The sequence below is a fragment of the Cytophaga hutchinsonii ATCC 33406 genome, from assembly GCF_000014145.1.
GTDB classification, from domain to species: Bacteria; Bacteroidota; Bacteroidia; order Cytophagales; family Cytophagaceae; genus Cytophaga; species Cytophaga hutchinsonii.
In genome coordinates this window covers 1,627,658-1,640,812 of the sequence record NC_008255.1, presented here as the reverse complement: position 1 = coordinate 1,640,812, position 13,155 = coordinate 1,627,658, and the positions used below count along the sequence as shown (strand labels likewise).

Below are 13,155 nucleotides of genomic sequence, written 5' to 3'. Positions count from 1 at the left end.
ATTTATTCTTAAATATCAATTTTAGCATAACGGGCATTCTTCTCGATAAAGTCTCTTCTTGGAGCGACTTCATCTCCCATTAACATAGAGAATAAGTGATCCGCTTCAGCAGCAGATTCAACACTTACCTGCTTAAGGCTTCTTTTCTCCGGATCCATAGTTGTAGACCAAAGCTGTTCCGGGTTCATCTCACCCAAACCTTTGTATCGTTGTATACCAACCGAATCTTCTTTCCCATCTTTGGCAAGTTCTTTTACAGCAGCTTCACGTTGTTCTTCGGTCCAGCAATATTTTTCCTCTTTACCTCTTTTAACCAGGTAAAGCGGTGGCTGAGCAATGTATACGTGTCCGCCGTCAATAAGAGCGCGCATATAACGGAAGAAGAATGTCAGGATCAGGGTACGGATGTGCGAACCATCGATATCCGCATCCGTCATGATGATCACTTTATGGTAACGAAGTTTGGTCAGGTTCAACACTTTTTCACCTTCTTCTGTACCAAATGATACACCAAGCGCGGTAATCATGTTCTTGATCTCGTCGTTTTCGTAGATCCTGTGTTCCTGTGCTTTTTCAACGTTCAGAATCTTACCTCTTAAGGGTAAAATTGCATGGTATTTACGGTCTCTGCCTTGTTTTGCTGATCCACCGGCAGAATCCCCTTCCACCAGATATAATTCACATTTTTCCGGATCACTTTCAGAACAATCCGCCAGTTTACCCGGAAGGCCTGAACCTGATAAAACGTTTTTACGCTGTACCATTTCACGCGCCTTACGCGCTGCATTTCTGGCCTGTGCAGCTAAAATCACTTTTTGAACAATGATCTTCGCTTCCTTCGGATTCTCTTCCAGATAGGTATTAAGCATTTCGCCAACCACCTGGTCAACGGCGCCCATTACATCTGAGTTTCCTAATTTTGTTTTTGTCTGACCTTCAAATTGAGGCTCCTGCACTTTCACAGAAATTACGGCAGTAAGACCTTCTCTAAAGTCGTCACCGGTAACTTCCATCTTCAGTTTTTCCAGCATGCCCGATTTGTCGGCATAGGATTTCAACGTACGCGTTAAGGCTCTTCTGAAACCGGCAACGTGCGTCCCGCCTTCAATGGTATTGATATTGTTTACGTAAGAAAATACGTTTTCTGAATACGATGTATTATACAACATGGCAACTTCAACAGGAATAGGCCCTTTGTCGCTTTCCATGTATAAAGGTGTCGGAATAAGTTTTTCTCTTGTTGAATCCAGATAATCTACAAATTCACGTAAACCGCCTTCTGAATGAAACATTTCGATTTCAGATTTCCCTTCCGCATCTACCTGACGGTGATCCTGGAGCGTGATACGAATACCTTTGTTCAGAAAAGACAATTCTCTTAAACGGTTGGCAATGGTTTCGTATTTATATTCTGAACTTGTAAAAATAGTATCATCCGGTAAGAACTGAACTTTTGTTCCATGTAGGTCTGATTCGCCTATTTCTTTTACATCATATTGTGGAATCCCTTTTTTATATTCCTGCTGATGTACTTTGCCATGGCTGTAAACGGTAACTTTCATATCTGTTGAAAGTGCATTTACGCAGGAAACCCCTACACCGTGCAAACCACCTGAAACTTTATAGGAATCTTTATCAAATTTACCCCCGGCGTGTAATACGGTTAATACAACTTCAAGTGCCGATTTGCCATATTTAGCAATCACACCTGTAGGAATACCACGACCGTTGTCTGTTACCGTGATGGAATTATTTTCATTTATTTCTACCGTAATATCGGTGCAATGACCCGCGAGCGCTTCATCAATAGAGTTATCGACAACTTCCCAAACCAAATGGTGTAAACCTTTGATGCCGATATCGCCAATATACATGGCTGGTCGTTTACGTACGGCTTCTAGACCTTCTAAAACCTGGATACTATCCGCTGAATAGCCAGCTGCATTCTGTTCAGTAATTTCGCTCATTTTCTTTAGGTAGCTATAATGTAAAAATACATTTTTTTACCCGCATTTGATAGCGAAAAAATAGTTTTTATCCACATAAAATGCAACTTAAAATGTTCCAGCAGAGAGCATTACAAGGGTACATCCGATTACAGGTTCGATTCCATTTTCTGAAAGGATTTCTTCGAGTTCTTCATTCTCTGTTCCGGGGTTAAAAATCACTCTTTTCGGCTTCAGAGAAAGGATATAGTTGTATTCACTTAACTGATTTTGAGGATTAATATACAATGTAACCGTATCAACGCCTTCTATAACCGGACGTTCGTTAATAATGGTTTTACCCAGCACCTCGCCTTTTTTACGACCCACCGGTATAAACTCATGTCCATGACTTTTTAAGCGTTCTGCAGCAAGATATGCGTATCGGTTTGTTTCGGGTGTAGCACCTAAGATTAATGTCTTTTTCATGTGAATGATAGCGGTTGTTTGTAATTATAAGATAAACAAAAAAAATGTAAAAATAGTGCAGAGAATAATTAGTGTAAAGTTTAGAGTGTACAGTGTAAATTTCTAACATTATCCGTCACATAAATGTGATGGCAATGAAGCGCGACAGTGCTTTCAATTAGAGTATGCTTCTGGATCGCATTATTTTTTAGTTATTTCCCATTCAAGTATTTCAAATTGATCAGTCCTCATTCCACATAAAAGGCATGACTTTAAAAAGTCAATTTGAGTTATTCTTATTTTATCTTTTTTTATCTTTTTAGCTCCGCAAATTTCAATTCGTCGTTTTTCCATAAGAGTAAATCCCCCCCTTGAAAACCCTGATCAATAAAAATTTGCAGAGCGACTAGTTCTGCAAATAAAGGTTTATTTTTAGATCGTAAAACTGCTTTCCCTCCATAATTATTCAAAATCGGTTGCCCTTCCCAAAGTTCAAATTCATGAAAGCTCGTATAAATTAAATTTCCGTCAGGATTTGTATTTTGCAGTATGAATGAGATATTCCGGAATTAGTGTTTTGTTATTTGGAATTTATTTCCACTGCTGCCAACCCCAGCCCCTGTGCGATCCGTAACGCACAGCTCTCCCCATCCATAGCGGCCGACATGATTCCGCCTGCGTAACCGGCACCTTCGCCGCATGGATACAGGCCTTTTAAGGTAATGTGCTGTAAGGTTTCTTTATCTCTTGGAACAAATACGGGGGATGATGTACGGCTTTCTACACCGATCAGCAACCCTTCGTTGCTGGTATACCCTTTGATCTTATGTTCGAATTGTTTTAATCCCTGACGGAGGCGCTGCGCGATCATATCCGGCAACACATCGTCCATCCTGGCGCTCTTTAAACCTGGCTGGTAGGAACAATCCGGCAGAGAGGAAGAATATTTATTCTGAATAAAATCTGCGACACGCTGTGCCGGCGCTGTCTGTGTTTTACCACCAACAGCCCAGGCATTCTGTTCTACGCTTTTCTGAAATTCAAGTGCAGCAAAGGGGCCATGCTTACTGAATTCTTTTATATCGTCCAGTTCAACCGCTACTACCATGCCTGAATTGGCAAACTTTGAATCACGTTTACTTGGTGACATCCCGTTAACCACAAGTTCTCCCGGTGCGGTAGCCGCTGGTACAATAAAGCCGCCCGGACACATACAGAAGGAATATACACCGCGTTCTACTTTTTGATATTGCGTTTGTGTAACCAATGAATACGCTGCTGCCGGAAGATAATCGCCACGATCACCGGAACAATGATATTGCACCGTATCGATCAACGTTTGCGGATGCTCAATCCGTACACCTAAGGCAAAGGGTTTCGCTTCAATATGAATGCCTTGCTCATGCAGCATATAAAAAATATCGCGCGCTGAATGTCCCGTACAAAGTATGGTTGCTATGCCTTCAATTTTTTCATTATTGTGTGTAATCACGCCCGCACAAACGCCATCTCGTATAATGAGTTTTTCAACGCGTGTATCAAACAATACTTCACCGCCATATGCTTTAACGGTTTCACGAAGATCTGTAACCAATACAGGTAATTTATTGGTACCAATGTGCGGATGCGCATCTACCAGAATATCTTCCGTAGCACCATGTGCTACCAGTACCTCCAATACTTTTCGGATGTCGCCGCGCTTTTTGGAACGGGTATATAATTTCCCATCGGAATACGTACCCGCGCCGCCTTCTCCAAAACAGTAATTTGATTCCGGATTTACAATATGATCTTTGTTAATGGCTGCCAGGTCTCTTCTGCGTGCACGTACGTCTTTACCGCGTTCAATAACAACCGGCTTAATGCCGTACTCCAATAACCGCAAGGCGGCAAATAAACCAGCCGGACCTGCTCCTATGATCACAACCTGATGTTTACTATCGTTTGCTGGCTTATATATTTGTTTATGCAGCGCTAAAAGCGGGGGAAGCAGCTCTCCTTTATCAAATACTTCTACGCCCATGCGAACCAATACCTGACGGCCGCGCGCATCGATGGAACGACGTTTGATCCGGTATTGAAAATCGAGGGATTGATAAGAAGTCTGAGCTTTGATTGCTCGTTTAATTTGTTCATCACGAACAGCGTCTTCAGGGCGAAGCGCAATTTCAACCAGTTTACTCATGGGTAAGGTGTTTATCCTTAAATCATTTTATTAACAGGCTGCAATATACGTTTTTTTTGAGTCTGTAATAAGTAAAATATACAGAATAGCTATTAAAGCGTCATGCATTTAGCGTTATGTCTTGATAATTTTTACTTTTTAGGAAACTTATATCCTACAGTAAAACCAAACCGAAAAGGAATAGAAACAGGTGATCTGGACACACCGGGAAATACTGCTCCATATTCAATATCCGAGCCGGTCCAGTTTGTTGTAACATTTCTATAACCAAGTCCAATGCCGCCATATATATCAAACGTCCAGCCTTTTTTTCGCTGGTCAATCATAATACGGTCACCAAACAGAATGGAATATTCAATCGTCTGCTGAACCTGCTGCATGTGTTCCGGAGCGCCGGCAACAGGGGCAGTAAAATCAATAAAATTGTTTTCGTATACGGAATATCCATATCGTAATTCCTGTGCCATGTACAACATACCATAATCCTTATCCCTACGGTAAAATTTTTGCCGTACATACAATTCTGCACCTTTTGAATAGACAGTATTTGTTGGGATTTTTGCATGGCTATTGAACATTGGTTTGTATAAAAACACCCCTCCGATTTCATACCCCAATCGTTCCTGCAGATAATATTCAACGCTCACGGGAAAAGATGACGCTAACATGTACAGCGGATTAGAAGAAACGATAAATGCTCTTACTTCATTTACACGAGGGGTAAAATACCTCGACTTCTTTTTAGGTGTTACATACTTAGGTTTTATTGAAGACGCTAATGTGTCTTTGGTCACAAGTACTTGAGTGGTATCTGTAATAAGCTTAGGTGCTTGATTTTCATAAAACGTTTTATAATATCCGGCAACGGTTCCGTCTTCATTATATAAGGTCCAGACGCCAACTTTATTTCCATTAATCAACTTGCCTTCCATTTTAGGTTTCCCATTCAAATAAAAACCTTTGTACAAACCTTCCCCTCTGGTGTAATTACAGGTACCTTCCAGCACACCATTCTCAAGGTAATAATTCCAGACGCCTTCGTGCTTATCGTTTATGATTGTTCCTTCGGTACGCAGCGCCCCGCCTTCATAATATTCTTTATAGGTACCTTGTCCATTCACGTAGTTTGTTTCTCCTTTAAACAAACCTGAGTTATAATATATTTTCCAGGCACCATCTTTTTCCCCGTTTTCCATATTACCAACAGCGCTCAGTACACCATTGTCGTGGTAATATTTCCACGGGCCTGAATTTTTACCATTCACATATAAACCTTCACTGGCAATCTGTCCGTTAGGATGATAATATTTCCATACGCCCGACTTCAATCCATCCACTTCATTTCCTACAGCCATCAGTGTTCCATCTTCATGGTAATAACTCCACTCGCCTACGCTTTTACTGTCTTCAATTCTACCGGAGGCTTTTATTTTTCCTGAGGGATACATTTCTAAATAATCGCCATTATCATCTTCGTAACTGGCTAATGCTTTCAACGCTCCGTCTTCATAATAATAACTCCAGGCACCATTTTTTTTATTTTCAGAATATTTACCTTCACTTCTGGTTTTTCCATTTTCATAATAGTATTTCCAGAGCCCCGTCCTGTCACCGGCTACAGACTGTCCTTCCATACTGATGATGCCATTCTCGTAGTAATATTTCCATACGCCGTCTTTTTCACCGGCAACCATCACACCTTCCATTTTCAGGTTTCCATTTTCATAATAGAAACTCCACAGCCCTTCGGCAAGACCTTTTTTATAGGTTCCTGCAATCTTCTTCTGCTTGTTCTGAAAGTAGGATGTATACGAACTATCTCTGACCTGATTGTTCTTTTTTAACACATAAAAATTTTCTTTCAGTTGCTTCTTATTAAAGTCATAAAAGGTCTGAACATTTACAAGTTGGGCGTTGGATAAAAAAGAAAAACACATATAAACCATTATAAGAATAATGGGCCTATATGTGTTCGCTCTAAAAAAATGAATGTTCACTTATACTTGTTTTGCAGCTTGAATTTTTGAAATCACTTCTTTTTCCACCCAATTTTTTCCCCAGTTATCCAGTTCATCTTTGGTATATAAAGCAGGGAAAAAGATTACTTTCTGAAAACGCGGCGGAAGGTATTCTTTCCAATTCGTGCCTCCGGTAGCTTCCAGGAATTTCTTATGTTTGATCAAATGACCCAGAGCATATTTATAATGCATCAAGGGCCAGTCAATATTAATGTGCTGATCCAGTTGTTTTAGCGCAGCCTGAATAACCGGGTCTGCCTGTTCTTCCAGAGATAAACGCTTGTATACCGACCATACATTGCGTGACTTATATTCATACGCTAACTGTATCAATCTGGCTGTATATTCTTCTTCAAATTGACGCAGTGTTAATGTTTTCTGTCCGGTTTTTGAATCCGTTGCTCCTTTTTTCCAATACAAGCCATCAAATAATTCTTCAATGGTTGAATAGTCGTCGTACTTATCGCGTGTATCTGCATGAACCAGATTGATCAGATCCGTGCATGCTACTTCTACCATTCTGTATTGCACCGATTGAAAGCCGGATGCAGGTGTTAATGCGACACGGAATTTTAAAAACTGATCCTGATCCAAACCAACAGAAATAATATCAAATGAACTGATCAATTGGCCGAAGTACCAGTTACAGCGTTCAATGCGCTTTAAAAATACTGGGCCTGTTAACTGATCCGCTGTTTTAACCTGGTTCAGCTCATGCATCACCAATTTAAAATACAGCTCCGTGATCTGGTGGTATACAATGAATACCATTTCATCCGGGTAAGGCGTTCTGGGGTTTTGCAGTGTAAGCAAACTCTCCAGACGGATATAATCCCAGTACTTTAAATAGTTGGAATTCAACAGACCTTCCAGGTGCGTAGCAACATCCTGTCCATCCTTTTCGAAATGGCTGGTCAGCTGTTCTATTAATTCCTGTATATTATTTCCGGATTCGCTCCCGTGTCCGTGCATCGTTTCTGTTTATTTTTCGTTAGTAAGATATAATACCTTAATGAACGGGTATTATGTATTTCATTTCAACAAAAGAAGTAACTGTAAAACAGATTATTTATTGAAAACGATTTCAATACTTCAGATGTAAGATTGTAAATATCAAGATTTAATTGATGAAATCAAATGTACAAAGTCATCAAAACCGTAATAATTTGATATATTCAACGTAGACTTTAACGCTATGAAAACAAGTACTTATACCCAACCGGATTATTACAATATGGACGACCTGCTGACGGAAGAGCATAAGTTGATCCGCCAATCCGTGCAGGCCTTTATGAATAAAGAAGTTAAGCCAATTATAGAAAATTATGCACAGCGTAGTATCTTTCCGGATCATCTGGTTAAACCGTTCGGAGCCTTAGGTTTATATGGCCCTACAACACCTGTTGAGTATGGCGGCGGCGGACTGGATTATATTTCTTATGGAATTATGATGCAGGAAATTGAACGGGTAGATTCCGGTATGCGTTCCATGGCATCGGTGCAGGGCTCATTGGTTATGTTCCCTATTTTTAAATATGGAAGCGAAGAACAAAAAAAGAAATACTTACCCAAGCTGGCTAGTGGTGAATTACTTGGCTGTTTCGGATTAACCGAACCAGACCATGGATCAAACCCTGCAGGAATGGTTACATCTATTAAAGATGCCGGAGATCATTACATTCTGAATGGCGCCAAGATGTGGATCACCAATTCTCCCAAAGCAGACATTGCTGTGGTTTGGGCAAAGGATGATGCAGGCAGAATAAAAGGGATCATTGTTGAACGGGGTATGGAAGGTTTTACAACTCCGGAGATTCATAACAAATGGTCGCTGCGTGCGAGTATCACAGGTGAACTGGTTTTCGACAATGTAAAAGTTCCTAAGACGCATGTATTGCCTAAAGCAGATGGATTGAGTGGCCCGTTGAAGTGCCTGGATTCGGCTCGCTATGGCATTGCCTGGGGTGCGTTGGGTGCGGCAATGGAATGTTATGACATTGCAAAAAACTATGCCATGGAACGGGTTCAGTTTGGGAAACCCATTGCAGGTTTTCAATTAACACAAAAGAAATTAGCGGAGATGCTGACTGAAATTACCAAGGCACAACTGCTTGTATGGCGCTTAGGTATGTTAAAAAACGAAGGCAAAGCAAGCACCGGACAAGTATCTATGGCAAAACGCAATAACGTTGACATGGCATTAAAGGTTGCGCGCGAAGCACGGCAGATATTGGGTGGCATGGGTATTACAGGCGAATACCCGATCATGCGCCACATGATGAATTTAGAATCTGTGGTTACCTACGAAGGAACACATGATATCCATCTGCTTATTACAGGGCATGATATTACAGGGCTGAATGCATTTAAATAATTATGAGTTATGAATTATGAATGCATCTTACTAGTGTACTTTTAATGCTTGATTTCATTCGAACCAAATTATAATATTAAAGTAAAAACGTAAAATGACTCAATTCATAATTCATAATTCATAATTCATAATTCATAATTTATAATTTATAATTCCATGAGCATCGATTGGAGCTTCGCATTAGTTGTTTTTACAGGCTTATTCGCTATTATCAATCCGATTGGTAATGCGCCCATATTTATAAGTTTTGTTGATCATTTAGATAAGCATCAGCAAAAAGCTATTGCACTCAAATCAGTCACAGTAGGCTTTATCATTTTAGCAATATTCGTTGTTTTCGGTTATGCGTTGTTTAATGTTTTCAACATCAGTATTCAGGCCTTTCGCATTACCGGCGGCTTGCTGGTATTAAAAGTTGGTTTTGACATGATCAATTCCAAACCGAAAGATGCTGCAACATTGGTAAAAAATTCTGAAGCTACCGATACAGGATTTGCCATATCACCCCTGGCAACACCTATATTAGTAGGCCCCGGTACGCTTTCAACGGCAGTTAGTTTTGTGGGTGTCGGAAATAAAATTGAGAACAGTATTATCATTATCTGCTCTTCAGCAATAATCTTAACCATCACCTATTTTGTATTTATCTCTTCTACCACATTGATCGCAAAGATCGGAAAAGAAGCATTAAATGTTGTAACCAAAATAATGGGCTTACTTATTGCATCTATTGGCATACAAATGATCATTACTTCAATTGAAGAACTGATTCATAATTATAAATTATGAATTATGAATTACTATAACCGGTTTTACCTTTTCAAACTAATACATCAAGCTACATTTATATGATTCATTTCGCCGCGATGCATCCATAATTTATCATTCATAATTTAAAAATGAGTTCTATACAACACATTCCTTCGGCATCTTACAGTCCCGAGCAGCAAGAAATTAATACAAAGATCAAAGAAGTTAAAAACCTGCAGGAAGAACTAAAGCAGTTAAATGTCTCCATCCCTGAGGCAGTTACTGCGTATCAAAAAGCAATAGCTCCAATTGCTGAAAAAATACGCTTGCTTCAAAAAGAGAAAATCATTGCGCTGGATATTTATGTGCATGAAATTAAATTCTCTAAAAGAGAACTGCAGGAAATCGACACCTATATGACCGGCGAAATAGAACAATGGCTATATGAAAACGGTTCTGACAGTGAGTTAGAGGATTTATTTATCACCTATGCACACATGTCATTTGAAGCCTACACCGAACAGTTCAGAAAAGAGGAAGATACTTTCAGTTTTCAAAATCAGGTTACAGATGAAGAACCGTCATCTGAATCGAAAAAGAAAACAGCTGCAGAGCGTATGGCTGAGAAAGAAAAAGTTATTCAGGAGCAGCATCGGAAAAAATCCATCCGTGCCATTTATATTGATCTGATAAAAGCATTTCATCCGGATACCGAACAGGATGCCGGGAAAAAAGCAGAGAAAGAAGAGATCAGTAAAAAGATTACGGAAGCTTATGGTAAAAATGATTTGTATGCATTATTAAATCTTGAAACCAAATTTTTAGAGCAGCAGACCAACCGTTTGAACGGCATGAAAGCAGAAACGGTAAAAAGTTATGCAGCCATGCTCGATAACCAGATCAAGGAGCTGAAGCAAAGCATCCGTGACTTTAAAAATCAGCACGACACTATTTTTTTTGAGATGTGCAAGCCAAATGCCAAGCCTGAAAAATACCTGCGTAAAGTAAAGAAAGAATTACAGGAAGGCGTTCAGATCTTAAGCCGGCAGATCATGATTCTGCAGCATGTAGATCCGGGTATTAAATCAGATCTATTATTTGAAATGGAGCGGCAGAACAGCCGCAGACGATAATGCATTTAAATCACACCACAATGAATAAACTGTTTTTGGCTGTAATTATAGCTGTTATATTTTCAGGTTGTAATACTTACCAGAATAACTCTACGTACATTATTGCTCCGGGCGAAACTGTTGACATTTATTATTCAACTAATTCATGTTGTTTTTATTGCCTTATAAATGAAGATCAGTTAAAACACATACGATTAGTTGACCAGAAGACACTTGATCCAGGCCCGGATCAGTGTGAAGGATGCAATGCTACTTTTGCGTTTACTTTTAAAGCAGGTTCAATAGGTACTGATACGGTGAAGTTAAAACATCTGAACGCACTGGATACGTGTACGTATCCAGGAGGTGTAACGGAGAATTACATTATTACTGTGCGTGAATAGTATTACCATTCCGTGTGATAATACTTGCCGGAACTATCTCCAATCTTCTGATACGTATGTGCTCCGAAAAAATCGCGTTGTGCCTGTATGATATTTGCTGTTGCGTAATTACCTGAAAGCACATTCAGGTAATCAAGTGCTGCCAGATGCGACGGTACAGAAAGATCATATTGCAGTGCATTCACGGCAAAAGCTTTCAATGCAGGCTTGAGATCTTTCAATTGTTTTAAAATGGCAGGATGGGTAAAGATGTTTGAATCTTTTTTTAATGCCGGAATAAGCTCTTCCATAAAAGCACTTCGGATAATACAGCCGTTCGTCCAGATGCGTGCAATCTCAGCAAAATTCAGATCCCACCCATATTTCTGTGAAGCCTCATGGATCAGCATAAATCCCTGCTGATGATTAACAATGCGCGCAAGCATATACGCATCTTTTATCTCCGATAATGCAGCTGTATTAAAATGATATACCGAAGCTGGTTGTGTATTTACAAGAATGTGTTCTTTTATCGTGGAAACGTAACGGGCAAACAGCGCGGATGTAATAAGTGTGGCAGGTTGTCCGAGCTCAGATGCCGCAATGGTGGCCCAGTTCCCGGTTCCTTTATTGCCCGCTTTGTCTAAGATCAGATCAATCAGCCAAGCATCTCCTTCTTTTTTTATTAAAAGCGCTGCTGTAATTCCAAGCAGATAACTGTTTAACTCACCGCTGTTCCATTCTGTAAATAATGCAGCTATTTCAGTCGGCTCGATTTTTATGGCATATCTTAAATACGCATATACTTCCGCGATCAATTGCATTTCAGCATATTCAATTCCGTTATGAATCATTTTAACAAAATGGCCTGATCCATCTTTTCCGATATAGGTACAGCATGACTCCCCTTGCTTATCTTTCGCAGCAATTAGTGTAAGGTATTTTTCAACCAGTGCATACGCATCAGGATCTCCGGATGGCATAATAGACGGTCCTTTGAGCGCTCCCTGCTCTCCGCCTGAAACACCTGTTCCGATAAAATATATTCCTTTCCGGGCTAAAAACTCAATACGTCTTTTTGTGTCACCGTAATACGAATTTCCGCCATCAATCAATACATCTCCTGCGTTCAAATACGGAACAAGTTCTTCAATAAACGTGTCTGTTTCTTCTCCGGCCTTAATCATCAGAAAAATTTTACGCGGCTGTTCAAGGGAAGCAGCAAATGTTTTCAAATCTTCAAAGCCTTTCGCCGATTGAAGTTCAGGGTATTCAGCAATACATTTTTCTGCCACCTGCTCTTCTGAACCCTTTACAAATCGATTGTATAAAGATAGGGCTACACCGTTCGCTGCAAAATTTCGGGCGAGGCTTTTGCCCATCACACCCAGGCCTACCAACCCGAATGCTGATTTTGTAAGTTTTTTCACAATTGTATGAATAATCGTATCTGTATCTAATGCTGTATCAATATGCATCGCGGAAGATGGTTCTTCCAGTATATTGAATTGGGATTGTAACAGTGCCGGAGACATAAAATGTCCCGTTCTATTTTTTACTCTGAGATGAATGGTATCAAGGTCTCCTTTTAAATAGATCCAAACGATGGTATCTTCAATCTGCTGTGCTAATAATTTGCGATAAGACTCTTTTAATGCAGAACAGGCAAACACAACAGAATGGCCTTCACTCAGGGATTCTTTCGCCTGCTTATTAATATCCAGCAGCCAGTTGTATCTATCTTCATCTGTAAGTGGAATACCCGCAGCCATTTTCTCAATATTTGATATGGGATGAAAAGCATCGCCATCGTAAAAGTTAATTCCTAATGTTTCTGCCAGCAGCGTACCAATCGTTGTTTTACCACAACCGGAAACGCCCATAACAATATATATTCTATTTTCCATTTCGCATCTGTTCGGTCTACAAATTAACTATTT

At 39.9% G+C, this 13,155-nt stretch carries 10 protein-coding genes; 4 read left to right on the top strand and 6 right to left on the bottom strand.

The genetic code is table 11. From position 1 onward, the window contains the following. Positions 1–8: 8 nt before the first annotated feature. The 5 genes from gyrB to CHU_RS06860 form a co-directional block, all read right to left on the bottom strand. The gene (gene gyrB, locus CHU_RS06880) at positions 9–1,967 is read right to left on the bottom strand and encodes a DNA topoisomerase (ATP-hydrolyzing) subunit B (protein WP_011584799.1); all 1,959 of its coding nucleotides are present in this window, start codon (positions 1,965–1,967) and stop codon (positions 9–11) included. 87 nt (positions 1,968–2,054) lie between these two features. After that, positions 2,055–2,414, bottom strand: a complete 360-nt coding sequence (locus CHU_RS06875; protein WP_011584798.1) for a CoA-binding protein — start codon at positions 2,412–2,414, stop codon at positions 2,055–2,057. Between the two features lie 559 nt (positions 2,415–2,973). After that, positions 2,974–4,578: an NAD(P)/FAD-dependent oxidoreductase gene (locus CHU_RS06870; protein ID WP_011584797.1), complete on the bottom strand. Its 1,605-nt coding sequence runs from the start codon at positions 4,576–4,578 to the stop codon at positions 2,974–2,976. A gap of 131 nt (positions 4,579–4,709) precedes the next feature. After that, the gene (locus CHU_RS06865; RefSeq protein ID WP_049755491.1) at positions 4,710–6,515 is read right to left on the bottom strand and encodes a toxin-antitoxin system YwqK family antitoxin; all 1,806 of its coding nucleotides are present in this window, start codon (positions 6,513–6,515) and stop codon (positions 4,710–4,712) included. A 60-nt stretch (positions 6,516–6,575) separates the two neighbouring features. Continuing rightward, a complete protein-coding gene (locus CHU_RS06860; protein WP_011584795.1) occupies positions 6,576–7,568 on the bottom strand; it encodes a tryptophan 2,3-dioxygenase family protein in 993 nt (330 codons plus the stop codon). Positions 7,569–7,791: 223 nt separating this feature from the next. On the opposite strand from CHU_RS06860, the gene CHU_RS06855 reads away from it, so the two are divergent. The 4 genes from CHU_RS06855 to CHU_RS06840 all read left to right on the top strand — a co-directional run bounded on the left by CHU_RS06855 (position 7,792) and on the right by CHU_RS06840 (position 11,236). Continuing rightward, complete coding sequence (locus CHU_RS06855; protein ID WP_011584794.1) at positions 7,792–8,970, top strand: acyl-CoA dehydrogenase family protein; 1,179 nt, start codon at positions 7,792–7,794, stop codon at positions 8,968–8,970. A gap of 156 nt (positions 8,971–9,126) precedes the next feature. After that, complete coding sequence (locus CHU_RS06850) at positions 9,127–9,759, top strand: MarC family protein (RefSeq protein WP_011584793.1); 633 nt, start codon at positions 9,127–9,129, stop codon at positions 9,757–9,759. Positions 9,760–9,869: 110 nt separating this feature from the next. After that, the gene (locus CHU_RS06845; RefSeq protein ID WP_011584792.1) at positions 9,870–10,853 is read left to right on the top strand and encodes a molecular chaperone DnaJ; all 984 of its coding nucleotides are present in this window, start codon (positions 9,870–9,872) and stop codon (positions 10,851–10,853) included. A gap of 20 nt (positions 10,854–10,873) precedes the next feature. Then, positions 10,874–11,236 carry a hypothetical protein gene (locus CHU_RS06840; RefSeq protein WP_143144105.1) on the top strand — a complete coding sequence of 121 codons (363 nt, stop codon included), beginning with the start codon at positions 10,874–10,876 and terminating at the stop codon, positions 11,234–11,236. A gap of 2 nt (positions 11,237–11,238) precedes the next feature. On the opposite strand, the gene gnd is transcribed toward CHU_RS06840, so the two are convergent. Next, a complete protein-coding gene (gnd, locus tag CHU_RS06835; RefSeq protein ID WP_011584790.1) occupies positions 11,239–13,122 on the bottom strand; it encodes a decarboxylating NADP(+)-dependent phosphogluconate dehydrogenase in 1,884 nt (627 codons plus the stop codon). Positions 13,123–13,155: the final 33 nt, after the last annotated feature.

Coding starts and splice junctions, on each gene's coding strand:
- gyrB (WP_011584799.1), bottom strand. CDS start 1,967: ATGAGCGAAATTACTGAACAGAATGCAGCTGGCTATTCAGCGGATAGT.
- CHU_RS06875 (WP_011584798.1), bottom strand. CDS start 2,414: ATGAAAAAGACATTAATCTTAGGTGCTACACCCGAAACAAACCGATAC.
- CHU_RS06870 (WP_011584797.1), bottom strand. CDS start 4,578: ATGAGTAAACTGGTTGAAATTGCGCTTCGCCCTGAAGACGCTGTTCGT.
- CHU_RS06865 (WP_049755491.1), bottom strand. CDS start 6,515: ATGTGTTTTTCTTTTTTATCCAACGCCCAACTTGTAAATGTTCAGACC.
- CHU_RS06860 (WP_011584795.1), bottom strand. CDS start 7,568: ATGCACGGACACGGGAGCGAATCCGGAAATAATATACAGGAATTAATA.
- CHU_RS06855 (WP_011584794.1), top strand. CDS start 7,792: ATGAAAACAAGTACTTATACCCAACCGGATTATTACAATATGGACGAC.
- CHU_RS06850 (WP_011584793.1), top strand. CDS start 9,127: ATGAGCATCGATTGGAGCTTCGCATTAGTTGTTTTTACAGGCTTATTC.
- CHU_RS06845 (WP_011584792.1), top strand. CDS start 9,870: ATGAGTTCTATACAACACATTCCTTCGGCATCTTACAGTCCCGAGCAG.
- CHU_RS06840 (WP_143144105.1), top strand. CDS start 10,874: ATGAATAAACTGTTTTTGGCTGTAATTATAGCTGTTATATTTTCAGGT.
- gnd (WP_011584790.1), bottom strand. CDS start 13,122: ATGGAAAATAGAATATATATTGTTATGGGCGTTTCCGGTTGTGGTAAA.